This is a genomic window from Brevundimonas sp. AC546 (assembly GCF_979258305.1).
In genome coordinates, this window is sequence record NZ_OZ409849.1 from 1,881,848 (window position 1) to 1,908,215 (window position 26,368).

A 26,368-nucleotide genomic window follows, 5' to 3' on the forward strand; every position below is an offset into this window, starting at 1 on the left:
GACGGCGCCGGTTTCGGGTCGTCGGACTGCATCCCTACCGTCCGGGCCAAACCGCCGGGCGGCTCAACCTTGCTGATCCTCAGGAGGATGCTGATGCGTACCTATGATTTCACCCCGCTGTACCGTTCGGCCGTCGGCTTCGACCGTCTGGCCAATCTGCTGGAAAGCGCGTCGCGCACCAGTTCGGAAAGCGGCTATCCGCCCTACAATATCGAGACCACGGGCGAGAACGCCTATCGCATCGAGATCGCCGTCGCCGGTTTCACCACCGACGAGCTGAATATCGAGGTGAAGGAAAACCTGCTCACTGTCACCGGCCGCAAGACCGCCAACGACGATACGGCGACGCAGAAGACCTATCTGCATCGCGGCCTGGCCGAGCGTGACTTCGAGCGCCGCTTCCAGTTGGCTGACTATGTCGTCGTGACCGACGCCGATTTTGTCAACGGCCTGCTGTCGATCTCGCTGAAGCGCGAACTGCCCGAGGCGCTGAAGCCCCGCCGCATCGAAATCGGCGCCGGCCAGCCTCTGATCGAAGCCAAGGCCGACAAGAAGGCCAAGGCGGCCTAAGTCGTCTTCAGGCAGACTATGAAAGGGCGGCGTTCGCGCCGCCCTTTTTCTATGTCGCGAGATGCGCGAAGGCGGCCACGACCTGCTCATAGGCCGGTCGCTTGAACGGCACGATCAGGTCGCAGGCGTCCGAAAGCGGTCCCCACCGCCAGGCGTCGAACTCCACCTCGTCGTCGGCCGCCAGATCGATTTCGCTTTCGTCGCCGGTGAAGCGAAAGGCGAACCACTGCTGCTTCTGACCCTTGAAGCCGCGCCAGGCCTTGGCGTTGTTCATGGCCTCGGGCGGGAAGTCGTACAGGATCCAGTCGTCCGTCCGCGCCAGCAGTTCGACCGAGGCCACGCCCGTCTCCTCGCGCAGTTCGCGCCGGGCGGCGGCTTCCAGATCCTCGCCCGCATCGACGCCCCCTTGCGGGAACTGCCAGTGATGCGGACCGGGCGTGGCGTGGCGCTGGCCGTACCAGACCAGGCCGTCGCGATTGAACAGCACGACCCCGACATTGGGGCGGTAGGCCTCGAGATCGGACACTAGCGCCCCGGCCGCATCGACATGGACGAGGCGGGCGCCAGTTGCAGGCCGCGCTGTTCCAGACCCGCGGTCCAGCGCGCGGCGGCCTCGACCGTCACCGGATAGCTGAAGCCGGTCCCCAGGGCAGAGCCGCGCAGCTTAGCCTGAGCCTCCAGCCCGTTCAGGGCGGCGATGATGGCGGCCGGCGACTGGGTCCGGTCGATGACGCGGTCCGCGCTGGCCCGCGCCCAGGCCCCCGGCCGACGCTGGAACGACCCGTCGTCCAGGAAGGCCACGCCACGCTGACGCAGGATGCCCAGGAAGGCGTTCATGCCCGTGTCCGAGCTTGAGAAGCGGTCGCCCAGATAGTTGGTCACGCCGAAATAGCCGGTCGCCCGGCCCAGCAGCCAGTCCATCTTGGCGCCCACGTCGTCCGCGCCGCCGTCGGCCAGCAGCGTATAGGGGCCAGGATCGTTGTCGGGATAGCCGGTCGGCTCCATCGGCATTTCCAGCATGACCTCGTGGCCCTGCGCCCGCGCCTGGTCGATCCAGGATTGCAGGTTGTCGGCATAGGGCACGAAGCTGAGCGTCACTTCCGGCGGCAAGCGTTCGATGGCCGCGCGGGTCGTCACCGCATTCAGGCCGAGGCCGCCGACGATCAGCGACACGCGCGGCTTGCCGTTCGGACGGAACGGACGGGCGTAGGCCTGGGCCGGTACGCGACCGTCGGGCGCGATCATGGGCAGAACGCCATCCGGGCCCGGCTGCGACAGGCCCGCGATCGGCGCCTTGGCCAGGGGCGAGGCGGCATGGATCGGGGCGCTGTAGGCCGCCCCTGCGCCAGACACGCTGCCGCCGTCCGGCAGGGTGATGACCGCGTCGCCGCCAGTCGCCGCATCGCCGCCGCCCGCGAGATTCTGATAAAGCCCCATCGCCCCCATGGAGAAGGCCTCGAACCCGGTCGGCGCGGGCGCCTGTGGGGCAGGCGCCTCGCGCTCAAGTGCGACATGGGCCGAGGGCGTTCCGGCCTTGGGATCGCCCAGCACCGTCAGGAATAGGGCGCTTGTGCTCAGCAGGAACAGGCCAGCCAGTCCCGCCACGACCGGCGGCTTCTTCAGCGCATTGATGACGGGCGTCAGGCTCGGGCCGTCCTTTGCGCGCGGAGCGGCTCCGGCGGCGGCGGCGAGGGCGGACTGGCGTTTGGCGAACATGGGCACGGGCGGAACCGATCTGGAATCCTACGCCGGCATCATCGCCCCGCGCCGGTTAAGAAACCCTAACGGCGGGTTCACCATGAACGCTGCGGGGATCTCTGCGCGCGGCTGTCACGGATCGTGCGTTGACGCGGGCGCATTCGCACTTCCAGATGCCGATCTCCCCGTGCCGACCAAGGATATTCCACATGATCAGCCCCGCCGCCGACGACGCCCTGCGCGACGAAGTCCGACTGCTGGGCGGTCTTCTGGGCGACATCATCCGCGACGAGGGCGGACAGGCCCTGTTCGACCACGTCGAGGCGGTGCGCCAGGCCTCCATCGCCTATCACCGCGACCCGGCCTCGCACCCGGCCAAGCGGCTGGAGAAGCTGCTGACCGCCATGTCTGTCGATCAGGCGGCCGGGCTGGCCCACGGTTTCGCCCTGTTCTCCCTGCTGGCCAATATCGCCGAAGACCGCTCGACCCGCAGGCGCGCCCAGAGCCAGGCCGAGGCCGGCGCCCGTCCCGACACGCCAGAGGGCGCGCTGAAACGTCTGGCCGATCAGGGTGTGGACCGCGAGGCCGTGCGCGCCCTGCTGGATCAGTCGCTGATCTCGCCCGTCCTGACCGCCCACCCATCGGAGGTGCGCCGAAAGAGCGTGATCGACCGCATCGCCGCCATCTCGGACCTGCTGGACGCCTGCGACAAGGCCGGCGACGCCTGCACGCTCGACGCCCTGAACGAGCCGCTGCGCCGCCAGATCGTCATCCTGTGGGCCACGCGCCTGGTCCGCACTCAGGGCCTGGTGGTGCAGGACGAGATCGACACCGTCGTCTCCTTCCTCGACCGCATCTTCCTGCACGTCGCGCCCAAGCAGCTGTCGGCATGGCGGCGTTTGCTGGACGCGCCGGACCTCAAGCCCTTCATGCGGGTCGGCACCTGGGTCGGCGGCGACCGCGACGGCAATCCGAACGTGGACGCCACGGTCATGACGGCCGCCTTCCGCACCCAGGCGCGGGCCGTATTGACCTTCTATCTGGAGGAGGTCCACGCCCTGGGCGCCGAGCTCAGCCTCGCCGCCGAACTGGCCCAGGTCTCTCCTGAACTTCAGGCCCTGGCCGACGCCGCCCACGATCCCTCGCCCCACCGCGCTGACGAGCCCTATCGCCGCGCCCTGACCGGGGTCTATGCTCGTCTCGCCGCCACGCACCAGAAGCTGGGCGACGCCCCCGCCCCGCGTCGTCCCGCCGTCGAGGCCCAGCCCTATCCCGGTCCCGACGCCTTCGAGGCCGACCTGAAGACCCTGCACGACAGCCTGGTCTCGCACCACGGCGGCGTCTTCGCCGACGACCGGCTCAGCGACCTGATCACGGCGGTCGAGGTGTTCGGCTTCCACATGGCGACCCTGGACATGCGCCAGAACGCCGACGTCCACGAACGCGTCGTCGCCGACCTGCTAAAGGTCGCAGGCGTCCAGTCCGACTATCTGGCGCTGGACGAGGAAGGGCGGCTGAAGGTGCTGGCCGAGGAACTGGCCTCGTCGCGCCTGCTGTTCAGCCCCTATGCCGACTACGAGCCCGAGACGTTGAAGGAGCGCGCCATCCTTCAGGCGGCCGCGATCGCGCTCGCCGCCTTCGGACCTCAGGCCATCCGAACCCATATCGTGTCCAAGACCGACGCGGCGTCGGACCTTCTGGAAGTCTATCTGCTGCTGAAGGAGGTCGGTCTCTATCGGCCCGAAGACCCCGCCGCCTGCCCAATCCAGGCCGCCCCCTTGTTCGAAACCATCGAGGATCTGCGCGCCGCCCGCCCGACCCTGGAGCGGTTGCTTCAGGAGCCGTCCGCCCTCGGCGTCGCCAAGGCGCGCGGGGTGCAGGAGGTGATGATCGGCTATTCGGACTCGAACAAGGACGGCTCGTATCTGACTTCCGGCTGGGAACTGCACGAAGCCTCGCGCGCCCTGGTCGAGGTGACGCAGAAACATGGCTTGAAGCTTCAGCTGTTCCATGGTCGCGGCGGCACGGTCGGGCGCGGCGGCGGTTCGTCCTTCGCCGGCGTCCTGGCCCAGCCGGAAGGCACGGTCCAGGGCCGCATCCGCACCACCGAACAGGGCGAGGTCATAGCCAACAAATACGGCGAGCCCGAGATCGCCCTGCGCAATCTCGACGCCCTGACCTGCGGCGCCATGCTGGCCTCGCTGGGCAAGGGGACGGATCACGCCTTCACCGCCGAACACGGCGCCACCCTGTCGGACCTGTCGGCCCGCTCGATGGCCGCCTATCGCCAGCTGGTCTACGAGACCGACGGCTTCGTCGACTACTACCGCGCCGCCACCCCTATCGCCGAGATCGCCGACCTGAAGATCGGCTCGCGCCCGTCATCGCGGACGGCCTCGACCCGGATCGAGGATCTGCGCGCCATTCCCTGGGTGTTCAGCTGGTCGCAGAGCCGGGTCATGCTGCCCGGCTGGTTCGGCTTCGGCTCGGCCGTTCAAAGCCAGGACATGGGCGAGCTGAAGGCGATGGCCGAGGCCTGGCCCTTCTTCAAGACCCTGGTCCAGAACATGGAAATGGTCATGGCCAAGTCGGACATGACCATCGCCCGCCGCTACGCCACCCTGGTCCCCGACGCCTCTCTGGCCGCCCGCATCTATGGCGAGATCAGGGAGGAGTGGCAGCGCACCCACGACGCCATCCTGGCCATTACCGGCCATGACCAACTGCTGGGCGGACAACCAGAGCTGGACCGGCTGATCCGCCTGCGCATGCCCTATGTCGAGCCGCTGAACCACGTCCAGATCGAACTGATCCGCCGCCGCCGCGCCGGCGACGACGACCCCCGCGTCCGCGAAGGCATCCTGCTGGCGATCAACGGCGTGGCGGCGGGATTGAGAAACAGCGGGTGATTACAGCCATTTCGTGCGCTTGAACGTCACATACAGCGTCGCGCAGATGGCGGCGATGACGCCCAGAACCGCATAGTATCCGTATTCCCAGCGCAGCTCGGGCATGTGTTCGAAGTTCATGCCATAGATGCCGGCGACGGCGGTGGGCACGGCCAGGATGGCGGCCCAGGCGGCCAGCTTGCGCGTGATCAGGCCCTGGCGTTGCTGCTCCAGCAGATTGGCGACCTCGAACACCGACGACAGGATGTCGTTCAGCCCGCCCAGCCGGCTGTTGACCCGTCGCACGTGGTCGCCGACATCGCGGAAATAGGGTCGCACATCGGGATCGATGCAGGGCAGGTCCAGCGACTGCAGACGCCCCAGCACCTCCTCCATCGGCCCCAGAATCCGCCGGAACTTCATCAATTCGCGCCGCAGGGTGAACAAGCGCCGGATCTCGCCCCGCGACAGGAAGGCGTCCAGCGTGCGTTGCTCCATCTCCAGCACGCTGTCCTCCACGTCATCGACGATGGGGGCGTAGGCATCAACGATGAAGTCCAGGATGCCGTGCAGGACGAAGTCCGGCCCCTTCTTAAGCTGTTGCGGCGACGCCTCCAGTTGCGCCCGCAGCAGATTGTGAGACCGCGCCGATCCGTGGCGGATGCTGACCACATGGTCGTCGCCGACGAAGACATGGGTCTCGCCATAGGCCAGCCGGTCGTCGATCTTCAGCGCCGTGCGCGCCACCACGAAAAGCTCGCGGCCATAGACCTCGACCTTGGGCATCTGGTGCGCCGCCAGGGCGTCCTCGACCGCCAGCGGGTGCAGGGCGAACCGGTCCACCAACACATCGATCTCGGCGTCAGTTGGGTCGTAGAGGCCGATCCACACGAACTCGCCCGGTTCCGTCGCCAGCCCTTCAGGCGTCAGCGGCGCCTCACGAACGCGCTGGCCGTCGCGATAGACGTAGGAGGCGACGACGGTCATGCAGGAATCCTGATCTGCGCGGGTCTCGACCTGCTCTAGGCCAGGTCGGGCCCAAACGAAACGGCCGGCGGATCGCTCCGCCGGCCGTCCAGTCATTCAGTCACAAAGTCGGCCGAAGGCCCAGGATCAAGATACCGGGAAGCCCCGGACCTTCAGCAGGGCCGCCACGTCCGGGTCACGACCGCGGAAGGCGCGATAGGCTTCCGCACGGTCCGTGGTGTTGCCCGGCGCCAGCATGATCGACTTGAAACGACCGGCGATGTCCGGGTTGAACACGTCGCCCGACTCTTCGAAGTAGGCCCAGGTATCGGCGTCCATCGTCTCGGACCACAGATAGCTGTAGTAGCCCGCCGAATAGGCGTCCGACGTGAACAGGTGATTGAACTGCGGCAGGCGGTGCCGCATCACGATCTCCTTGGGCATGCCGATCCGCGCCAGGCTGGCCTTTTCGAACGCGTCGATGTCGGTCGGGGGCGTGGCTTGGGTGTGCAGGTCCATGTCGACGATGGCCGAGGACAGATAGCTGACCGTCGCATAGCCCTGGTTGAAGGTGGACGCGGCCTCGATCTTGGCGACCAGTTCCTGAGGCATGGCCGCGCCCGTCTGATAATGTTTCAGATAGCCGTCCAGGATCGGACGGCTCAGCACCCAGTGCTCGTGCACCTGCGACGGATATTCCACGAAGTCGCGCGGCGTGTTGCCATACGACGGATAGGTCACGTTCGACGAGTAGTAGTGCAGGGTGTGGCCGAACTCGTGGAACAGGGTCTCGGCGTCGTCCAGCGAGATCAGGACCGGCTCGCCCGGCTCCGGCTTGGTGAAGTTGTTGTTGTTCGAGCCCAGGATGATCTTGGATCCGTCCAGCGTCGAGAACGACCGATAGGTGGTCATCCAGGCGCCCGAACGCTTGCCGGGACGGGCGTAGTCGTCGGTGTAGTAGAGGCCGATCTGGCGGCCCTTGGTCTTGTCATAGACCTCATAGACCTCGACGTCCGGCTCGAAGGTTGGGACGGTTCCCTTAGCCAGCTTCTTGAACTGGAAGCCGTACAGACGCTCGGCCATGGCGAAGGAGCCGGCGCGCACCGCGTTCAGCTCGAAATACGGCTTCAGCTGGTTCTGATCCAGGTCGTACTTGGCTTTGCGCACCTTCTCGGCGAAATAGAGGTAGTCCCACGGCTCGATGTCGAAACCGGCGATCGCCTTCATGTCGGCGACCTCTTCGGCGACGCGGGCCTTGGCCGGCGCCCAGACGCGGTCCATCAGGGCCTGGGCTGCCGCAGGGGTCTTGGCCATGGTGTCCTGCATGCGCAGGTCGGCATGGTTGCCATAACCCAGCAGCTTGGCGCGCTGGTCCCGCAGCTTGACGATCTCGGCGATGGTCGCATTGGTGTCGTTGGCGTCGCCGTTGTCGCCGCGATTGACGAACTTCTTCCAGACCTGCTCGCGCAGCGCCCGGTCGTCAGCGAAGGTCAGGAAGGGATCGACCGCCGAACGCGTGTTCAGGATGGCCCAGCCCTGCAGGTTACGACTGCGTGCGGCGCCGGCGGCGGCGGCCTTGTTCGAATCCGGCAGGCCCGCCAGACCGGCTTCGTTCGGGATCAGGGTCCAGGCGTTCTCGTCGGCCACTACCTTCTGGCCAAAGCGGGTGAAGGCGTTGGACAGGGCGGTGTTGATCCGGCCCAGCTCGGCCTTGCCGGCGGCGTCCAGATTGGCGCCCGAACGGATGAAGGCGTCGCGGCGACGCTCGGCCAGACGCTTCTGCTGGGCGCTCAGACCCGCCGCATCGGCGGTGTCGGCGACGGTCTTGACCCGCTGGAACAGCTTCTCGTTGAAGGTGATCTCGTCCGAAGCGGCCGACAGCAGCGGCGACAGTTCGGTGTCCACGGCGTCATAGGCTTCGCCGCCGATGTTGGAGGTCATCACCCCATAGATGTTGGACGCCCGGTCCAGCGGCTCGCCCGCCAGTTCCAGCGCCGCCATGGTGTTGGCGAACGTTGGGGCCTCGGGATTGTTCGCGATCGCGGCGATGTCGGCGCGTTGCAGTTCGATGCCTTCCAGCATGGCTTCGCGCAGCTTGGCCGGCGTCACCTTGTCGAACGGCGGCACGCCGTCATAGGAGCCGGTCCAGACCTGCAGCAGCTCGGCGCGCGGCGTCTGGGTCGGCAGGACGGCGCGGGCGAGGCGCGCTTCCTCGGCCAGGCTGGCGGCCGACGGCGCGGCGGCGGACCCGCCCGAGGCGGCTCCGGTCGAGGCGCAGGCGGACAGGGCCATCAGGCTGCCGCCCGCGATGAGAAGCTGGCGTCTATGCATGGAATGCTCCGAAAGAAGATCATGATTGCCCACACACTTAGGCGCACGGAACGGCCCCGTCACCTGACGGAGACGTAATCTTCTCGCCAACCCGGTTGGATACGTCGTCGCACTGTTCTAAAGCGCGCCATGGCTATTGGCGTTTTCGACTCCGGCGTGGGCGGTCTGACCGTTCACCGCGAACTGACCCGGCGGTTCCCCGCACGCGACTTCGTCTATTTAGCCGACCAGGCCCACGCCCCCTATGGCGGGCGCGGCGGCGAGGACATTGTCGAACTGACCAAGGCCGGATGCGAGCGTCTGTTCGACGCCGGCGCATCGGTCGTCGTCCTGGCCTGCAACACCGCCAGCGCCATTGCGCTCCGACGCCTGCAACAGACCTGGCTGCCTAGCTTGCGCGAACGGCTGGCCCGCCCGGTCAACATCCTGGGCATCATCGTCCCGACCATCGAGGCCGCGACCGGCAAACCCTGGAGCTTTGAAGCCGAGCGCCCGCAGGAGGGCGAAAAGGTCGCCTCCATCGACATCACCGGCGTCTTCTGCACCGCCGCCACCGCCATCAGCCGGGTCTATGAGATTGAGATCGACAAGCGGCGCGAGGATATCGCCGTTTTCTCCGAACCCTGCCCTGGTCTGGCGGGCCTGATCGAGCTGGGGGCGCCGCCTGAGGAGTTGAAGGTTGTGATCGATGACCATGTCGACGCCCTGCGTCGCCGCATCGGCCGCCATCCCGACAAGGCCATACTGGGCTGCACCCACTACGAGATCGTCGCCCAACTGTTCGCCCAGGCCCTGCCGGCGGGCACGGCGCTGATCGAGCAGCCCACGGCCGTCTCCGACGCGCTTGAGCGCTATTTCAAGGCCCATCCCGAATATGACCTGGGCGACAGCGGCCGCCGCGATTTCCTGACCACCGGCCAGGCCGGTCCGCAGTCGGAAATGGTGTCCCAGTTCTGGGGCTCACCCCTGACGTTCGCCCAGGCGTAGAGCGTCAGCAGCCCGGACAATCCGGCAGCGGCTCGTTCTCCAGCTGCAACGTCGTGTGGCCGATGGCGTAGCGTTTCGCCACGGCCTGAGCCTCGCCGATCAGGGCCGCCGCATCCTCGCGGTCATGCACCAGGTGCGCCGTCAAGGCCGTCTCGGTCGTCGATAGACCCCAGACGTGCAGGTCATGCACCGCCCGCACGCCCGGCAGGCCGACCAGCGCCTTTTCCAGCGCCGGCACGTCCACGCCCGTCGGGGCTCCGTCCATGGCCAGATTGACGGAATCCTTCAGCAGGCCCCAGGTCGACCACAGGATCACCACCACGATCGCCAGGCTGACCAGCGGATCGACCACCGACCAGCCGGTCACCATGATCAGTCCGCCCGCCAGCACCACGCCCAGCGACACCCCGGCGTCGGCCATCATGTGCAGATAGGCGCCGCGCGCATTCAGGTCGTGCTGCGACTTCATGAACAGAAGCGCCGTGCCCAGGTTGATGACGAAGCCGATGCCCGCCACCGCCATGATGACGCCCGACCCGACCGGCGCCGGCTCGTTGAAGCGGCGCACCGCCTCGAAGGCGATGGCCCCGCAGGCGAAGATCAGCAGCAGCGCATTGCCCAGGGCCGCCAGAACCGTCGCCTTGCCGAACCCATAAGTCCGCCGACCGCCCGCCGCCCCATGCGCCCCGCGCCGCGCCAGCCAGGCCGCGCCCCCCGCCATGGCCAGGCCCAGCACATCCGACAGATTATGCCCGGCGTCGGCCAGCAGCGCCGTGGAATCCGCGATCAGACCCGCGCCGAACTCGCACGCCACGAACAGCAGATTGACCACCAGACCGACGGCATAGCGCCAGTCGCCGGTATCCACCGGCCCATGGCTGTGTCCGCCATGCCCGTGACTGTGCCCATGATGGCTGTGCGAATGGTCGTGACCGTGCCCGTGATCCGAGTGATCGTGGTCATGGTCGTGATCGGCGTGGTCGTTCGCGGCGTTCATGGTTCGCCTATACGCCTTTTGGGCAAACAGCCAAGCTGCTACATGATAACGCGTTGAATGTTATCATGTAATGTCGCCTCAGTGCTGGTGCATGGCGACGACGAGGCCCAGCGCGATCAGGGCCACGCCCAGCACCGCCCCCTCATACCTCGCCCACCGCTCCAGCCGCAGGATCGAGGCGCCGGCGCTGGCCAGGGCCGTGAATGTCGCCATGCCGGCGATGGTGCCGAGGGCGAACACCACCGTCAGCATCGCAAGAGCGCCGATGCCCGCCGAGGCCGAGGACAGATAGATGGGCAACAACACTTCGCCCGGCGACACCGCCATCATGGCGATCAGGCCCAGAAAGGCCGCCTTGTCCGACACTGCGGGCTCTGCGGTCTCCAGGGCGGGACCACCGGCCACGGCCGGCCGGCGCAAGGTCGCGCGGGCCAGATAGAAGGCGCCGAACAGGAACAGCAGCACCGCCGCCAGATGGGGCAACACCCCCTCGATCCACTGGTCCAGCGCCAGACCCGCCGCCACGATCAGACCGCCCACCACCGCCGTCGTGGCGATATGGGCCAGGCCCGCCGCCGTCACCGCCATCAGGATCCGCGACGGTCGCCAGCCTTGCGCACGCCCGACCAGCGTAAAGGGCAGCCAATGGGTCGGCAGGGCCGCATGCAGGAAGGCCGCAACGAAGCCGCCCCCCAGCAGGGAAAGCATGACGGAATGTTCGGGGCCGGGCGACATGAAGCGGCCTATACCGTGTTACTTTATAACGGTCGAGAACAATTCGCGCCTAAAGCCAATCGGCGAATGGCTCTCGATCCAGCATCTCTTCATATGTGGGGCGCGGCCGGATCACGGCCCACTGATCGCCGTCCACGAGAACCTCGGGGACCAGGGGCCGGCTGTTGTATTCGCTCGACATCACCGCGCCGTAAGCCCCCGCCCCGGTGAAGACGACCAGGTCCTCGGCCTCCAGCGGAGGCAGGTCGCGATCGCGCGCGAAGGTGTCGCCCGTCTCGCATACCGGCCCGACCACATCGTGCGGCAGGCGCGCACCGCTGCGCGGATTGACCGGCTGGATGTCGTGGAAGGCGTCGTACAGCGCCGGCCGCATCAGGTCGTTCATCGCCGCGTCCAGCACCAGGAAGCGTCGCCCGTCCGAGCGTTCGTTGACCTGGATCACCTGGCTGAGCAGCACCCCGGCGTTCGCGGCCAGCAGCCGCCCCGGCTCGAATGCCGCCTCGACGTCCAGCCCGTCCAGGACCCGCGCCGCCATGGCGACATATTCGGCCGGCGACGGCGGTTCCGTCCCGCCGGAGTAGGGCACGCCCAGCCCACCGCCCAGGTCCAGCCGCGTCACGGCATGCCCCTGGGCCCGCAGGTCGCGGGTCATCTGCGCCAGCACCATAAAGGCGGCCTCCAGCGGGGCCAGGTCGGTGATCTGGCTGCCGATGTGACAGGCCAGCCCCACCGGCGTGACGTGGGGCGAGGCCGAGGCGCGCGCATACAGCCCCATCGCCTCCTCGACGGGCACGCCGAACTTGTCGCCCTTGCCGCCCGTGGTGATCTTGGCGTGACCGCCCGCGCCGACGTTCGGATTGACCCGCACGGCGATGGCCGGCGACGTATCCATCATGGCGGCGATGGCGATCAGCCGATCCAGCTCCGCGCCGGACTCGACGTTGATCTGGCGCACGCCGACGCTGATGGCGAAGGCCATTTCCACGTCGGTCTTGCCCACGCCGGAGAAGATGATCCGGTCGGACGGCACGCCGGCCGCCAGGGCGCGGCGGATTTCACCCTCGGAGACGGTGTCGGCGCCCGACCCCAACTTGGCCAACGTCGCCAGCACCGACAGGTTGGAGTTGGCCTTGACCGCAAAGGCGATCAGCGCCTCGCCCAGGGCGTCGCGATGCGCATCGGCGGCGGCGCGCAGCAGGCCGTAGTGCCGCTTCAGCGTCGCCGTCGAATAAACATAGGCAGGCGTGCCCACCTCGTCGGCGATCAGTTCCAGCGGCACGCCCTCGGCATACAGGGCGCCGTCCTTCAGGTCGAAATGGTGCAAGGCTAGCGCGGGTCGTTCTGGGCGGCGCCGGCGCCGATGGGGTTGGAGGGGCCGCCGTCGATCGGGATGCTGCTGGAGGGGCGGTTCATGGTCGCCGGCTCAGGCAGGCCAGGCGCGCGGCTGCTGCGCGGCGCCCGCTCGGTCTCGCGCACCGGAGACTCCAGGTCCGCCATGCGACCGCAAGCGGAGGTCAGAAGGGCGAGGACGCCCGCAACGATGAGGGTCTTTTTCACAGGCGGGCTCTCCAGTCGGCGATACGCGCACGGACCTGTTCCGGCGCGGTTCCCCCATAGCTTTGACGGCTTTCGCAGGAAGCCTGGGCGGTCAGCACCTTGTAAACCGCTTCGGTGACGCCCGGCTCCAGTTTCTGCATTTCTTCAAGCGGCAGTTGCGACAGATCCACGCCCAGCGCCTCTGCCCGCTTCACCGCCGCGCCCGTCACATGGTGCGCCTTGCGGAACGGCAGGTTCATCTCGCGCACCAGCCAGTCGGCCAGGTCCGTCGCGGTCGAGAAGCCTGCGCCCGCCGCCTGGGCCATGCGTTCCGTATTGGGCTGCAGCGCCGAGACCATCGCGGTCATGGCGACCAGGGCCAGGTCCAGGGCGTCGAAGGCCTCGAACACCGGCGGCTTGTCCTCCTGCATGTCCTTGGAATAGGCCAACGGCAGACCCTTCATCACCGTGGACAGGGCGACCAGCGAGCCCATGATCCGGCCGGTCTTGGCCCGCACCAGTTCGGCGGCGTCCGGATTGCGCTTCTGCGGCATGATCGACGACCCGGTCGTCAGGTCGTCGGGCAGCGAGGCGAAGCCGAACATCGGCGTCATCCAGATCACGATCTCCTCGGCCAACCGCGACAGGTGGCCGGCCGTGATCGAGGCGGCGGCCAGGCTTTCCAGCGCAAAGTCCCGGTCCGACACCGCATCTAGCGAGTTCGCCATGGGCCGGTCAAAGCCCAGCTCCGCCGCCGTCATCTGCCGGTCGATGGGGAAGGGCGAACCGGCCAGGGCCGCGGCGCCCAGCGGGCTCTCGTTCATTCGGGCGCGCGCATCGTTGAAGCGCCCCGCATCGCGGCCGAACATCTCCACATAGGCCATCAGGTGATGACCCAGGGTCACAGGCTGGGCGGTCTGCAGATGGGTGAAGCCGGGCATCAGGTCGCCGGCATGCTGTTCGGCGCGCGCCAGCAGGGCGGCCTGCAGCGCCTTCAACTGGGCGACCGAGCGATCGCAGGCGTCGCGCACCCACAGGCGGAAATCGACGGCGACCTGGTCGTTGCGGCTGCGCGCCGTGTGCAGGCGGCCCGACGGCTCGCCAATCAGTTCGCTGAGCCGAGCCTCCACATTCATGTGGATGTCTTCGAACTGATCTCGGAACGGGAAGGTCCCGGCCTTGATCTCGGATTCGATGGCGTCCAGCCCACCCAGGATGGCTTCGGCGTCGGCCTGCTGGATGATGCCCTGCTTAGCCAGCATCCGGCAGTGGGCGCGCGACCCGGCCAGATCCTGACGCCACAGACGCTGGTCCACCCCGATGGAGACGTTGATCGCCTGCATGATTTCGGCGGGGCGCGACGAAAAGCGTCCGCCCCACATGTCTTGACCCGCAGGCTTCACCGGCGCAGTCGAACCGCCGGACAGATTGGCGTCGGAAGAGGTGGATTCAGTCATGAGCGGCTCTAGAAAGGCGATCTGGGCGGTCGTGGGCGCGGTCGTGGTCGTCAGCACCATCGCCGGCGCCGGCGGAATGGCGATGTCGCTATACGCCAATCATCGCCAGAAGGCACAAGTCGATCAGGCCGCAACCGCCGCCGCGACGCCAAAAAGCGATCTGGCGCGGCTCGCCGTCGGTCCCCTGACGGCGCTTTCGACGCCGGCTGAGGCCAAACTCGCGCCCGAATACGCTTTCCGCGACCGCACCGGCACGGCCGTCCGCTTCTCGGCCTTCCAAGGCAAGGTGGTTGTCGTGAACCTGTGGGCCATGTGGTGCGCGCCGTGCAAGGCGGAGATGCCGACGCTTCAGGCCCTGGCCAAGGCCTATGAGGCGAACGAGAACCTGGTCGTGTTGCCCATCAACGTCGATGCGACGCCCGAGGCGGCGGCCGAGGCCAGACGCTTCCTCGACGACCACGCCCCCCTGCCCTTCTACAGCGACATCCGCTTCCAGCTGCCGTTCGAGTTTCCCGGCAAGGGCGCCATGCCGCAGACGATCATACTGGATCGCCAGGGCCGTATCCGCGCCACGATGGCCGGCGAGGCGGACTGGTCCAGCCCCCAGGCTCGCGCTCTGATCGACGCGGTGCTGGCGGAAGGCGGCACGCCGCCTCTCGCCTGACCCGAAATTAGTTCTTGTCGGGAACCCGCTCGTCCGTGGCGGGATTGATCGCACCCGGCTTGCCTTCGGCGGCGGCCTCGGCCTGCTCGCCTTCCAGCTTGTCGGCGACCTTGCCGGCGCCGGTTTCGACAGCCTGCGCCGCCTTCATCGCGCCGCCCTCGATCACCTCGCCGGCCTGAGACGCCACATCCGCCGTCTTGTCGGCGGCGGCATCCGCATGGGCTTCGGTCTTTTCCTGCTCGGCCTGGGTGCAGGCGGCGGCGCCCAGGGTCAGGGCGGCGACGGCCGCCATCAAGGCTTTGGTTCGGATCGTCATGGCGGATCTCCGGTCAAGGTTAAGGTCTCGACCGAAACGCAGCACAACGGCGCAGGTTGCAGTTGGCGAAAGGTGGTGACTGGAGGCGGGATCGAACCGCCGACCTGTGGGTTATGAATCCACCGCTCTAACCATCTGAGCTACCCAGTCGCATCCCTGTTCGGGGACGTTCGCGAGGCCGGGGCCAGCGCGAAAGAGGCGTGCCTATATCGCCGTCGCGCGCGCGGTTCAAGTCGTCTCGGTTCAGAACGTGCGGCGATAAAGCGCAAGACGACTAGAACCCGGAACGGTAACGCTGGCGTCGCCGTTCCTGAACGACCGCCATTTCCGCCGGAGCCCCCTTGCTATGCGCCTGATCGTCGCCGCCGCCTCGACCTCCCTGCTCGTTCTCGCCGCCGCCTGTGGCGCGAACGGCGAAAGCGCCAACACTCCGCCTCAGGTTGGCGCCCCGCTGGAAACCCGACCGGCCAACAACCCCGACCAACAACCCGCCATCGCCGGTCAGACCCGCGCGCCGGGCGTAAAGACCGAACAGGCCATGACCCACACGGTGATCGCCTCGGGCCTTGTTCACCCCTGGGGTCTTGCGGCCTTGCCTGACGGCCGATGGCTGGTGACGGAAAAGCCGGGCCGCCTGCGCATCATCAGCGCCGAGGGCCAGATCGGCGAGCCGATCACGGGCCTGCCCGCCGTCGATGCACGCGGCCAGGGCGGCCTGCTGGACGTGATCGTCGGGCCAAGCTTCGCCCAGGATCGGATGATCTACTGGAGCTATTCCGAGCCTCGCCAGGGCGGAAACGCGACCTCGGTCGCTCGGGCGCGCTTGTCCGACGACGGCTCGCAGGTGGAGAATGTCCAGGTCATCTTCCGCGCCCTGCCCATCTATGACGGCGACAAGCATTTCGGCTCCTCGCTGGCTTTTGCGCCTGACGGCAAGCTGTTCATCACCCTGGGCGAGCGCTCCGACAAGCCTATGCGGCCCCAGGCGCAGGACCTGGGTTCGCACATGGGCAAGACCATCCGCATCAACGCCGACGGCACCGTGCCGCAGGATAATCCCTTCGTCGGCCAGGCCGGCGCACTGCCCGAGATCTGGAGCCTGGGCCACCGCAACGTTCAGGGCATCGCCGTCCAGCCCGGAACGGGCGCCATCTGGACCATCGAACACGGCACGCGCGGCGGCGACGAAGTCAATCTGGACAAGGCCGGCGCCAACTACGGCTGGCCGGACGCGGCTTACGGCGTCGAATACGCCGGCGGCCAGATCAATACCGGCGCGACGCAGAAGGCCGAAACCGAGCAGCCGGTCTACTACTGGGACCCGGTCATCGCACCCGGTGGCGCGACCTTCTATCAGGGCGCCATGTTCCCCGGCTGGGACGGAAACCTGCTGGTCGCGGGCCTCAAGGAAAAGCACATCGCCCGTCTGGTGCTCCAGAACGACCGGGTTGTCGGCGAAGAGCGGCTGCTGACCGACCTGGGCGAGCGCATCCGTGACGTCGCTGTGGGTGGGGACGGCGCCGTTTGGGTCATCACCGACGAAGACGACGGCAAGCTGGTCAGGCTGTCCCTGACGCAGTAACTTACACAGGCCGGGGGGCAGTTGAGGAGCGCACCGACGCTCCAAGGGAGCACCAAGCCATGCGTATCCTCATCCTCGCCGCCACGATTAGTCTGCCGATGCTGGCGGCCTGCGGCACCATGGGCGGCGTCAACAGCTATCAGAAAGACATGGACACGCTGGAGGCTGAATGCACTCAGCGGCAGGGCATTCTGACGCCTACGGGGATCCAGACCGGTCGCCCGGAAACCGAATACGCCTGCAAGATCACGGGCGGCGCGACCCGCATCCCGCCGCGCTGACGGCGGCACGTCGCGGGCCGGCGCACGGCGCCGGCCCGCCCAACACGTTCTCCGATCGATAAAGGCTCGACCCTCTGGCGCGGCATCACGCGGCTTATTACTTGACGTTGACGTAAACGTAGGGTTCTTGGCGAGCGAGCTTTGACCCGTCCTTATTGGAGACGCACTCCCATGGCTGACGCCTATATCTACGACGCCGTCCGCACGCCGCGCGGCAAGGGCAAGAAGGACGGCTCGCTGCACGAGATCACCGGCCTGAGCCTGGCGACCCAGGTTCTGGAGGCCCTGCGCGACCGCAACGACCTGGACACCTCCAAGGTTGATGACGTCATCCTGGGCTGCGTCACCCCCGTGGGCGAACTCGGCGCCGACATCGCCCGCACGGCGGTGCTCTCGGCCGGCTGGTCACAGTATACGGCGGGCGTTCAGGTCAACCGCTTCTGCGCCTCGGGCCTGGAAGCCGTGAACATGGCCACCGCCAAGGTGAAGTCCGGCGAGGCCGATTTCGCCGTCGGCGGCGGCGTCGAGGTCATGAGCCGCGTACCCATGGGTTCGGATATGGGCGCCTGGCCCACCGATCCGTCGTCGGCCTTCCCGACCTATTTCGTGCCGCAAGGCGTGTCAGCGGACATGATCGCCACCAAATACGGCTTCAGCCGCGACGACGTGGACGCCTATTCGGTCGAAAGCCACAAGCGCGCCGCCAAGGCCTGGGCCGAGGGCCGGTTCAAGAACTCGGTCATCGGCGTCAAGGACCAGCTGGGCCTGACCATCCTGGACCATGACGAGACCATTCGTCCGAACACGGACATGCAGGCCCTGGGCGGCCTGAACCCCTCCTTCGCCATGATGGGCGAACTGGCCTTCGACAGCGTCATCAACCAGCGCTACCCCGAGGTCGAGCGCGTCAACCACGTCCACACGCCGGGCAACTCGTCCGGCATCGTCGACGGTTCGGCCGGCGTACTGATCGGCTCGCTGGAAGCCGGCCAGGCCCTGGGCCTGAAGCCGCGCGCCAAGATCCTGGGCGGCGCCTCGATCGGCTCGGAGCCGTCGATCATGCTGACCGGCCCGGAATATGTGACCCGCAAACTGCTCGGCAAGCTGGGCATGACGCCTGACGACATCGACGTGTGGGAGCTGAACGAGGCCTTCGCCGCCGTCGTCCTGCGCTACATGCAGGCCCTGAACATCGACCACGCCAAGATGAATGTGAACGGCGGCGGCATCTCGATGGGTCACCCTCTGGGCGCCACCGGCGCCATGATCACCGGCATCGCCCTGGACGAGCTGGAACGCTCGAACAAGTCGACGGCCCTGATCACCCTGTGCATCGGCGGCGGCATGGGCACCGCCACCGTCATCGAACGCGTCTGAGGATCACACCCATGGAAAACTTCAAGATCGACGTCGACGCCGACGGCATCGCCCTGGTCACCTTCGACGTGCCGGGTCGTTCGATGAACACTCTGACCTCTTCGGTGATGAAGGAAATCCCCGAACTGGTCGAACGCATCAAGACCGACGACGCCATCAAGGGCGCCGTCATCACCTCGGGCAAGGCCTCGGGCTTCTGCGCCGGCGCGGACCTGGGCGACATGGCCAATTCTGAAGGCGGGGGCGGCGTACTGTCGGGCGGCGGTGACCTGCAGAAGGCGTTCGACGCCGGCTGGAAGCTGAACGGCGCCTTCCGCGCGCTGGAAACCTCGGGCAAGCCGATCGCAGCCGCGATCAACGGCCTGGCCCTGGGCGGCGGGCTGGAGTTCACCCTGGCGACCCACTACCGCGTGGTCGAGAACGACAACAAGATCCAGCTGGGCCTGCCCGAAATCAAGGTCGGCCTCTTCCCCGGCGGCGGCGGAACCCAGCGCCTGACGCGCCTGGTCGGCGTTCAGAACGCCATGATGGCCATGAGCGAGGGCAAGTCCTTCCGCCCCAATGACGCGAAGGGCGCCGGCATCGTCCATGAGGTGGTCGAAAAGGGCCAGTCGGTCGAGGCCGCCAAGGCCTGGATCAAGGGTGGCGGGAAAGCCGTGCAGCCGTGGGACGACAAGTCGTTCAAACTGCCCGGCGGCGGCCCCTATCACCCGGCCGGCATCCAGAACTTCATGGTCGGCAACGCCATGCTGCGCAAACAGTCCTACGGCAACTATCCGGCCGTGGTGAACCTGATGAAGGCTGTCTACGAAGGCGCCCAGGTGCCGATGGACGCAGCCCTGCGCATCGAGACCCGCTACTTCATCAAGACCCTGATGACGCCCCAGGCCCAGGCCATGATCCGCAGCCTGTTCCTGTCCAAACAGGAACTGGACAAGGGCGCCGTGCGTCCGGCCGGCATGCCCAAGTCCGATCCGAAGAAGGTCACGGTCATCGGCGCCGGCATGATGGGCGCCGGCATCGCCTATGTTCAGGCGCTCGCCGGCATCGAGACCATCCTGATCGACCAGACCCAGGAAGCCGCCGACAAGGGCAAGGCCCATGTCGAGGAGCTGCTGAAGAAGCGCCTGTCGCGCGGTCAGCTGACGCAGGAGAAGTATGACGCCCTGCTGGGTTCGGTCACCGCGACGACCGACTATGAGCTGATCAAGGGTTCGGACCTGGTCGTCGAGGCCGTGTTCGAAAGCCGCGAGATCAAGGCCGACGTCACCAGGCGCGCCGAGGCCCAGTTGGCCGAGGGCGCCGTGTTTGGCTCCAACACCTCGACCCTGCCGATCACCGGCCTGGCCGAGGCAAGCGTCCGGCCCGAAGACTTCATCGGCATCCACTTCTTCTCGCCCGTCGACAAGATGATGCTGGTCGAGATCATCCTGGGCGAGAAGACGGGTCAGGCCGCCATCGCCAAGGCGCTGGACTATGTGCTGAAAATCAGGAAGACCCCGATCGTCGTCAACGACAGCCGCGGCTTCTACACCTCGCGCTGCTTCTCCACCTTCCTGATGGAGGGCATGGCGATGCTGGAGGAAGGCTACGGCCCGGCCCTGATCGACAATGTCGGTCGCATGACCGGCATGCCGCGCGGCCCGCTGGAGATGCACGACGACGTCGCCCTGGACCTGTCCTACAAGATCGCCAAACAGACCCGAGCCGACCTGGGCGACAAGTATGTCGCCAACGAGGGCGAGCAGATCGTCGCCACCATGGTCGAGGGTGGACGGTTCGGCCGCAAGAACGGCAAGGGCTTCTACGACTATGACAGCAAGCCCAAGACCTTGTGGGCGGGCCTGGCCCAACTGGCGCCGACCACCAAGGGCATCGACAAGCCCGAGGAAGCGACCGCCTTCGCCCAGATCGACGAACTGAAGACCCGCCTGCTGTATCGCCAGGCCGTCGAGGTCGCCCGTTGCTGGGCCGAGGGCGTCATCGACGACCCCCGCGAAGCCGACCTGGGCGCCATCCTGGGCTGGGGCTTCGCGCCCTGGACCGGTGGCCCGATCAGCATGATCGACGGCATCGGCCTGGCCAAGTTCGTCGAGACGGCGGATCGCCTGGCCGCGACCTACGGCGACCGGTTCAATGTCCCGCAGTTGCTGCGCGACATGGCCGCCAAGAACGAGACCTTCTACGGCAAGTTCGCCCCGGAGAAGGCCGCCGCCTGATCGGCTGCGGACATCGTTAAACCACGGAACGGGCGGCCTTCGGGTCGCCCGTTTTCGTTTGGGAATCCGCTCATCCCGGCTTTCGCCAGGATTAGAGGATGTGCGGCCATTCGGCCTCAAGTAGCGCGAACGCGCGATAGGCCAACAAAAAAGACCCGCCCGACACGAGGTCGAGCGGGTCGCTCCGCCGCCCTTCGCGGGGTCGGTGGCGGGTCGCTAGGAGCGACGGAGTAGGGATGAAAAGACCGGGCCGCGACCGGAGCAAACCGCCAGGGTCCGCACCGGCCGCCCAGCCTCTTGTCTTGGTGTCAGCCTTCGAGATCCTGGCCTTCGTCCGGCTCGGGCGTGCCCAGCAGGTCGTCGGCGATCTTGTTGGTCGAGGCGCGCACGTTTTTTTCGATCGAGGCGGCGATGTCAGGGTTCTGTTTCAGGAATTCGCGCACATTCTCGCGGCCCTGACCGATCCGGGTCGAATCATAGCTGAACCAGCTGCCCGACTTCTCGATGATCCCGGCCTTGACGCCCAGGTCGATGACCTCGCCCAGCTTGGAGATGCCCTCGCCGTACATGATGTCGAAAATGACCTCGCGGAACGGCGGGGCGACCTTGTTCTTGACCACCTTGACCCGAGTGGTGTTGCCGACCACCTCGTCGCGGTTCTTGATCGCGCCGGTGCGGCGGATGTCCAGACGCACCGAGGCGTAGAACTTCAGCGCATTGCCGCCCGTCGTCGTCTCAGGGCTGCCATACATGACGCCGATCTTGTGACGGATCTGGTTGATGAACAGGACGATGCAGTTCGACTTGGAGATCGAGGCCGTCAGCTTGCGCAGCGCCTGGCTCATCAGACGCGCCTGAAGGCCCGGCAGGCTGTCGCCCATCTCGCCCTCGATTTCGGCGCGCGGCGTCAGCGCCGCGACCGAGTCGATCACCACGATGTCCACGGCGCCGGACCGCACCAGGGTGTCGACGATCTCCAGCGCCTGTTCGCCGGTGTCCGGTTGCGACACCAGCAGGTCGTCCAGATTGACGCCCAGCTTCTGGGCATAGCCGGGATCCAGAGCGTGTTCGGCGTCCACGAAGGCGGCGACGCCGCCGGCCTTCTGCACCTCGGCCACCGTATGCAGGGCCAAAGTCGTCTTGCCCGAGGATTCAGGCCCGAACACCTCGATCACCCGACCGCGCGGCAGGCCGCCGATGCCGAGCGCCATGTCCAGACCCAGCGATCCGGTGGACACCGAGGGGATCACGTCGGCGACCCCGCCCTTGCCCAGTTTCATCACCGAACCCTTGCCGAAGGCGCGATCGATCTGCGCGATCGCCGCCTCCAGGGCGCGTTGCTTGTCGCCGTCGTCCTTGCCCACCAACTTGAGTGCTGCCTGTGAAGCCATTGCCTTCGTCTCCCTTGCCATGATTCCCGTCATTAAGCTTGGGAGAGACCCGCCTGGACCCGCCCCCGTTTCGTGAGGACGACTATGTGCATGGTTTGTTCTGGTTCACAAGATGTTCTCGTTGATCAAAACAAGAACATCGAACCGGCACGACCGTTTCTGACGTAGGACCGTCCGGTCAAGCGATGGCCCTCGCCGCCAAGGCGGCGCCGCATCCGGCGATCAGACAGACGGCCGCGAGCACGCTCAGCCCCCTCGCCCCGCCTGTTGATATCGGCGCCAGAGGCCGGGCCGTCAGCACCACCAGCAGGGCGATCAGGCCCAAAGCCCCAGGCAGGTCCATGCCGACGCCGAGAAACACGCCGTGGCCCTGGACCAGTAGCCATCCGCCCACGACCACCGTCGCGGCCGCTGCCGGGATCAAGGCGCGCCAGGACGACAGGCTGGCCCCGATCACGGCCGCAAGCGCTGCGGCGAGCGCGGCGATCAGGCCGGGCCAGAGGAAGAGGAAGGCCGCCTCGGGCGCCACGGCCTGGACCAGCCCGCCCAGGATCAACACCAGCACGATCAAGCCCAGCCAACCGCCCCAAGGCGTCTCGTCCTCGCCGGAGGGCCACAGGCTCAGCCCCACAGCGACCACCGCCGCGCCGACGACCAGAAGGCTGAAACCGCCAAGCGCCGTGGCCAGCACGGCCGCGACGGCGACGATCCCGGCCGCGACCCTGCGGTCGATTCGTCCTCGCCCGACGACCAGCGTCATGACCAGCCCTGCGACCGCCAGCGCCACCCCGATCTCCAGCACCGGCAGTCGGCGCAGCAGGGCGTAATAGGTCTCTGACGAATCGATCCGGCTGCCGACCGGCCCGGCCAGCGCCCGCACGGCCTGGCCCACGACTACGGCGCTGGCCAGCAGCCACAGGCCGCCCATCGCGCCCCGCACCACCGCCATCCCGCTCAGCCCTGTGGCATGACGCGCCCCCCAGGCGGCGAAGGCGGTCGCAAGCCCTGCGACGATCAGAAGGACCCAGCCGACGACCGGCGGATGACGCAGAACAAACAGGCCGAACACGTCGGCATAGACCGCATTCTGCGTCGCCTGCGGCAGGGTCGGCGCGCGCAGGAAGGCGTCGGCAGTCTCCAGGGCCTGCGACCCGATATGCTGCAGACTGCCCCGATCCAGCACCTCGGGCGTCGAGGCCGGCGAGTGGTACTGGGCCGGGCGGCCGATGAAGGCCAGGTTGATCCCCGCCAACTCACGCCCCGCCGCCACCGTGAAATCCGTACCGTTCGGCATCAGCCGATAGACGAAGATCGCCAGGGCGTTGCTGGACGGACCGCCGGTCGCCTTCTGCGTCGCCTGGGCGTAGCGGGCGATGGTCTCGGCGTTGCCGGGGCCGGTCTCGAACATCATGGCGCGCCCGCCGCCGCCCCGCGCCTCCAGATTGATCACCGCCCCGATGCGGTCGCGCAACGGATGTTCGCTGAAGAAGGCGCGCGCCCCATCGAGGTTCAGTTCCTCGGCGTCGGTCAGCAGGACCACCAGCGTCCGTTCGGCCCCGCCCCGCGCCTTGATCGCCCGCACGGCTTCCAGGATCGCCGCCACGCCGCTCGCATCGTCGGCGGCGCCCGGCGAGTTGGGCACGCTGTCATAATGCGCCATCAGGGCGACGGCCGGCAGGCCAAGGTTGCGCCCCGGCAGAACCCCGACGATATTGACGGCTCTCAGCGCGCTGGCGTCGCCGCCGTCCTTCTCGATCCGCGCCACCGCCGCAGGCGACACGGCGCCGGATTGCAGGCCGGGTTGCAGCCCCAGGGCGGCCAGCCGCTCGACCAGATAGGTCTGGACCTGCTGATGTTCGGCTGATCCGACAGGATGGGGCGCGCGAGCGACGCGGCGCACATCGACCATGGCGCGTTCAGCGGAAAAGCCGATAGCGGACGTCGAGGCCGGCAGGGGCGCGGGCGTCTGGCTGGCGATCACGGCCAGCCCCAGGGCGGCGGCCAGAGACGCGAGAAACAGAACCAGCCGCATACTCAAATCCCCCGATCGATCAGGCGCCCAGTCAGCCTCGAACCGCGAGCCTGCGCAAGTGCGGCTCAAAGGCCTCACCGCTGGACGATGTTGCGCGCCGTCACATTGCCGGTGGCTCCATCGCCGTTCTCCACGCTGGAGCCGAAGGGCCAGCCCCGGTCGTCGCCGCAATAGCGCCGCCCGCCCTCGCGCGAGCCGATCACCACCGCGCGCGGCCGCAGCCAGCCGGCGTCGGTGAAGACATTGTCCGTGATCTGATTATAGGACGGCGTCTGGTGCCGGATCACCCCGTCCTCGCCGCAGTTGCGATAAAGGAAGACCCCGCCTTTTCCGCCCAGGGCCAGCCGGTTGCCGACGATGCGATTGGCGCCCGATCCGTCCACTGCGATCTGCTCGCGCCCGGTGCGGATGTCGAAATCGTTGTCCTGGATCAGGGCGCCCGCGCTCTCGGCGTCCAGATAGACGGCTGTGGAGGTCGAACGGCCGGAAAAGGTCGAACGCGTCACCGTCGTTCGCGTCACCCCCGGCCCGACATAGAGGGGTATGGTCCCGACGCCCTCGAACCGCACCCGGTCCAGGGTGACCCGGATCGGCGCCGCAGACTGGGCCGCCTGCGTATGACCGGCGGTGCGCGACGAGGCCAGAAGGTCTCGCATCGACCCGCCCGCCCCCATGCCCCAGATGCGCACATTGCCGACGACGGTGCAGTTGCGCACCATGACATCGACCGGCCGCGACCAAGCCTCTCCGTCACGTCGGGACCAGACGCCTACGGTCGGGGTCGCGGTCGTCGCCTGACCGGGTGCGCGGACAGCGCCCCCGCCGCAGTCGAGCGACGCGCCCGACGCTTCCGCGCCTTCGATCAGGACGCGGCGGCGAACGTCGACGCCCGACAGCTCGGCGCGACACCTCAGGCGATAGGGCTGGTCCGACGTCGTCGTCAGGTCGCGCAGTTCCTGCGCGGTGCAGGGCCGGTCGGCGGGCGACTCCTGAAACGCCAGGGCGACCAGGGCGAGCCACAGCGCCATGTCAGGGCAGAACGGTCGCCAGCGCCGCCCGCTCAGCCGCGCAGCCGGGATTGGTCAGTCCGCTGCGACGCGCGGTCGCCAGTTCCGCCCGCGCCGCCGCGACATCCGCCTGGAAGGCGGGCGTCCGCACCGCCTCAGCGACGACCACGCGGCCGATGTCCTCGCCCACGGCCACGTCGGTCGGATAATGCATGGCGCAGATCAGTCGGCTGACGCCGATCTGATGACCGATCCGCCGCACCGCCTCGGCCCGATCCGGCTCCAGCGCCGCGAAGGCCTCCCCATAGGCCACACCCACGGCGGCGCTGCCGGAGGGATAGGAGGCGCTGGTTCGTGCAGCGGCGGTCAGGGTCTGACAGGCGCGCCGCTGGGGATCGTCGCCGACAGGCCGGGGCCGCGCCTGGCGCGCCTTCACCCGTTCCGCCACCTCGTTCGCGTCATGGAATATCCGCGCCATCAGCCGATCCAGCGCCGGGGTCTCGGCGGACCCCAGCCGCACGCCCAGGGCGCAATCGAAATGCTGCAGGGCCAAGGGCGGACGCAGTTCCGCGTGTGATGTCGCCAGCAGCCAGCGGTCGCCATCCTCCAGCGCGACATAGCGGACCGACGCCGCCTTGTCCGCCAGATCCTGGGCCGACCCGACCGTCGGAGGCGGCAGAACCGCCTCGGCCAGCCGCGCGATTACGCCGGGCGCCAAAAAACCTTCGGTCGGCGTCGTCACGACCGGTTTCGGGGCGCCGGCGCAACCGACGACCAGCAGGATCGCCATCGCCGCACCCAGGGCGGCGACGGGTCTCACTGGCCTGCGCTCCAGCCTAGCTGAACCGAGGTCGCGCCCGCATCCGTGGGCGCCGCCACGACCTGGAGCGACGGCCCGTTCGCCTGGTCGCCGGCTGCGCCATAGGCCCGCGCCTCGCCCTGGTTCATGCCGGTGACGGACCTCAGCCCAGCCGCCTCCGCCCGCTCGCGATAGAAGGCCACGACCTGATCCGGCGAGGCGTCGGTGGTGAAGGTCACCAGACCACCGGCCCCTGCTTTGCCGCCGGCCAGCAGCGGCTGTCCATCGACCTGAGAGCCTGGATAAATCGCAGCGAAAGCCGGCGCGCCGTCGATCGCAGGCGCGGCCGCAACAGGGGCGACATCTGACGGCGCGACACGATCCGGCGTCGGCGTATCGGCGACCACCGACGGGGCCGCCGCATCGGGTGCCTGTTTCGCGTCGGCAGGCTTGGTCGTGCGGTCGCATCCCGCAAGACAGAACAGAACCACGGCGGCGGCGGCCGCCAAACGAAGCGTCATCGAGAGATCGTCCC

Annotated in this window: 23 protein-coding genes and 1 tRNA gene; 8 read left to right on the forward strand and 16 right to left on the reverse strand. The window is 67.7% G+C overall.

Annotated elements, in window-relative coordinates:
• The first annotated feature begins 93 nt into the window (after positions 1-93).
• On the forward strand, positions 94-570 hold the full coding sequence (locus ACZZZD_RS09380; RefSeq protein ID WP_463434510.1) for an Hsp20 family protein: 477 nt from the start codon (positions 94-96) through the stop codon (positions 568-570).
• A 49-nt stretch (positions 571-619) separates the two neighbouring features.
• On the opposite strand, the gene ACZZZD_RS09385 is transcribed toward ACZZZD_RS09380, so the two are convergent.
• Both ACZZZD_RS09385 and ACZZZD_RS09390 read right to left on the reverse strand, forming a co-directional pair.
• Positions 620-1,096, reverse strand: a complete 477-nt coding sequence (locus tag ACZZZD_RS09385) for an RNA pyrophosphohydrolase (RefSeq protein ID WP_463434512.1) — start codon at positions 1,094-1,096, stop codon at positions 620-622.
• The gene (locus ACZZZD_RS09390; protein ID WP_463436110.1) at positions 1,096-2,286 is read right to left on the reverse strand and encodes a divergent polysaccharide deacetylase family protein; all 1,191 of its coding nucleotides are present in this window, start codon (positions 2,284-2,286) and stop codon (positions 1,096-1,098) included. Before ACZZZD_RS09390 ends, ACZZZD_RS09385 begins: the two co-directional genes overlap by 1 nt.
• A gap of 191 nt (positions 2,287-2,477) precedes the next feature.
• Here ACZZZD_RS09390 and ppc point away from each other — a divergent pair, with 191 nt between their 5' ends.
• A complete protein-coding gene (gene ppc, locus ACZZZD_RS09395; protein ID WP_463434514.1) occupies positions 2,478-5,177 on the forward strand; it encodes a phosphoenolpyruvate carboxylase in 2,700 nt (899 codons plus the stop codon).
• Here the strand turns inward: ppc and ACZZZD_RS09400 are convergent, their stop codons facing one another.
• Both ACZZZD_RS09400 and ACZZZD_RS09405 read right to left on the reverse strand, forming a co-directional pair.
• Positions 5,178-6,143, reverse strand: coding sequence for a magnesium and cobalt transport protein CorA (locus ACZZZD_RS09400; protein ID WP_463434516.1), 966 nt, complete (start codon positions 6,141-6,143; stop codon positions 5,178-5,180). It abuts the gene before it with no gap.
• Positions 6,144-6,269: 126 nt separating this feature from the next.
• A complete protein-coding gene (locus ACZZZD_RS09405; RefSeq protein ID WP_463434519.1) occupies positions 6,270-8,453 on the reverse strand; it encodes a M3 family metallopeptidase in 2,184 nt (727 codons plus the stop codon).
• A gap of 129 nt (positions 8,454-8,582) precedes the next feature.
• On the opposite strand from ACZZZD_RS09405, the gene ACZZZD_RS09410 reads away from it, so the two are divergent.
• Positions 8,583-9,440, forward strand: coding sequence for a glutamate racemase (locus ACZZZD_RS09410; protein WP_463434521.1), 858 nt, complete (start codon positions 8,583-8,585; stop codon positions 9,438-9,440).
• Between the two features lie 4 nt (positions 9,441-9,444).
• Here the strand turns inward: ACZZZD_RS09410 and ACZZZD_RS09415 are convergent, their stop codons facing one another.
• The 5 genes from ACZZZD_RS09415 to argH form a co-directional block, all read right to left on the reverse strand.
• The gene (locus ACZZZD_RS09415) at positions 9,445-10,437 is read right to left on the reverse strand and encodes a cation diffusion facilitator family transporter (RefSeq protein WP_463434523.1); all 993 of its coding nucleotides are present in this window, start codon (positions 10,435-10,437) and stop codon (positions 9,445-9,447) included.
• Between the two features lie 78 nt (positions 10,438-10,515).
• On the reverse strand, positions 10,516-11,172 hold the full coding sequence (locus ACZZZD_RS09420; RefSeq protein WP_463434524.1) for a hypothetical protein: 657 nt from the start codon (positions 11,170-11,172) through the stop codon (positions 10,516-10,518).
• A 49-nt stretch (positions 11,173-11,221) separates the two neighbouring features.
• The gene (gene lysA, locus ACZZZD_RS09425; RefSeq protein WP_463434525.1) at positions 11,222-12,496 is read right to left on the reverse strand and encodes a diaminopimelate decarboxylase; all 1,275 of its coding nucleotides are present in this window, start codon (positions 12,494-12,496) and stop codon (positions 11,222-11,224) included.
• 2 nt (positions 12,497-12,498) lie between these two features.
• Complete coding sequence (locus ACZZZD_RS09430) at positions 12,499-12,729, reverse strand: hypothetical protein (protein ID WP_463434526.1); 231 nt, start codon at positions 12,727-12,729, stop codon at positions 12,499-12,501.
• Positions 12,726-14,165 (reverse strand): argininosuccinate lyase, encoded by a 1,440-nt coding sequence (gene argH / locus ACZZZD_RS09435; RefSeq protein WP_463434528.1) that lies wholly within the window; start codon positions 14,163-14,165, stop codon positions 12,726-12,728. The genes ACZZZD_RS09430 and argH overlap by 4 nt, the downstream gene beginning before the upstream one ends.
• Here argH and ACZZZD_RS09440 point away from each other — a divergent pair.
• Positions 14,164-14,829 (forward strand): TlpA family protein disulfide reductase, encoded by a 666-nt coding sequence (locus ACZZZD_RS09440; protein WP_463434530.1) that lies wholly within the window; start codon positions 14,164-14,166, stop codon positions 14,827-14,829. The two genes, argH and ACZZZD_RS09440, sit on opposite strands and share 2 nt — an antisense overlap.
• 7 nt (positions 14,830-14,836) lie before the next feature.
• On the opposite strand, the gene ACZZZD_RS09445 is transcribed toward ACZZZD_RS09440, so the two are convergent.
• Both ACZZZD_RS09445 and ACZZZD_RS09450 read right to left on the reverse strand, forming a co-directional pair.
• Positions 14,837-15,145 (reverse strand): hypothetical protein, encoded by a 309-nt coding sequence (locus tag ACZZZD_RS09445; RefSeq protein WP_463434532.1) that lies wholly within the window; start codon positions 15,143-15,145, stop codon positions 14,837-14,839.
• Between the two features lie 73 nt (positions 15,146-15,218).
• A tRNA-Met gene (locus tag ACZZZD_RS09450) sits at positions 15,219-15,295 on the reverse strand.
• Between the two features lie 196 nt (positions 15,296-15,491).
• Here ACZZZD_RS09450 and ACZZZD_RS09455 point away from each other — a divergent pair.
• From ACZZZD_RS09455 to ACZZZD_RS09470, 4 genes are all read left to right on the forward strand, one after another.
• Positions 15,492-16,727: a PQQ-dependent sugar dehydrogenase gene (locus tag ACZZZD_RS09455; protein WP_463434534.1), complete on the forward strand. Its 1,236-nt coding sequence runs from the start codon at positions 15,492-15,494 to the stop codon at positions 16,725-16,727.
• 59 nt (positions 16,728-16,786) lie between these two features.
• Positions 16,787-17,008 carry a hypothetical protein gene (locus ACZZZD_RS09460; RefSeq protein ID WP_463434536.1) on the forward strand — a complete coding sequence of 74 codons (222 nt, stop codon included), beginning with the start codon at positions 16,787-16,789 and terminating at the stop codon, positions 17,006-17,008.
• Between the two features lie 171 nt (positions 17,009-17,179).
• Positions 17,180-18,385 carry an acetyl-CoA C-acetyltransferase gene (locus tag ACZZZD_RS09465; RefSeq protein ID WP_463434538.1) on the forward strand — a complete coding sequence of 402 codons (1,206 nt, stop codon included), beginning with the start codon at positions 17,180-17,182 and terminating at the stop codon, positions 18,383-18,385.
• An 11-nt stretch (positions 18,386-18,396) separates the two neighbouring features.
• Positions 18,397-20,604 carry a 3-hydroxyacyl-CoA dehydrogenase NAD-binding domain-containing protein gene (locus ACZZZD_RS09470; RefSeq protein WP_463434540.1) on the forward strand — a complete coding sequence of 736 codons (2,208 nt, stop codon included), beginning with the start codon at positions 18,397-18,399 and terminating at the stop codon, positions 20,602-20,604.
• 308 nt (positions 20,605-20,912) lie between these two features.
• Here the strand turns inward: ACZZZD_RS09470 and recA are convergent, their stop codons facing one another.
• The 5 genes from recA to ACZZZD_RS09495 all read right to left on the reverse strand — a co-directional run bounded on the left by recA (position 20,913) and on the right by ACZZZD_RS09495 (position 26,354).
• Entirely contained in the window at positions 20,913-21,995 is a 1,083-nt protein-coding gene (recA, locus tag ACZZZD_RS09475) for a recombinase RecA (RefSeq protein WP_463434542.1), read from the reverse strand.
• Positions 21,996-22,173: 178 nt separating this feature from the next.
• Positions 22,174-24,027 carry a M20/M25/M40 family metallo-hydrolase gene (locus ACZZZD_RS09480; protein WP_463434543.1) on the reverse strand — a complete coding sequence of 618 codons (1,854 nt, stop codon included), beginning with the start codon at positions 24,025-24,027 and terminating at the stop codon, positions 22,174-22,176.
• A gap of 74 nt (positions 24,028-24,101) precedes the next feature.
• Positions 24,102-25,055, reverse strand: coding sequence for a right-handed parallel beta-helix repeat-containing protein (locus ACZZZD_RS09485; RefSeq protein WP_463434545.1), 954 nt, complete (start codon positions 25,053-25,055; stop codon positions 24,102-24,104).
• A gap of 1 nt (position 25,056) precedes the next feature.
• The gene (locus ACZZZD_RS09490) at positions 25,057-25,854 is read right to left on the reverse strand and encodes a phosphatase PAP2 family protein (RefSeq protein ID WP_463434546.1); all 798 of its coding nucleotides are present in this window, start codon (positions 25,852-25,854) and stop codon (positions 25,057-25,059) included.
• A complete protein-coding gene (locus ACZZZD_RS09495) occupies positions 25,851-26,354 on the reverse strand; it encodes a hypothetical protein (protein WP_463434548.1) in 504 nt (167 codons plus the stop codon). Before ACZZZD_RS09495 ends, ACZZZD_RS09490 begins: the two co-directional genes overlap by 4 nt.
• Between the last annotated feature and the right edge of the window lie 14 nt (positions 26,355-26,368).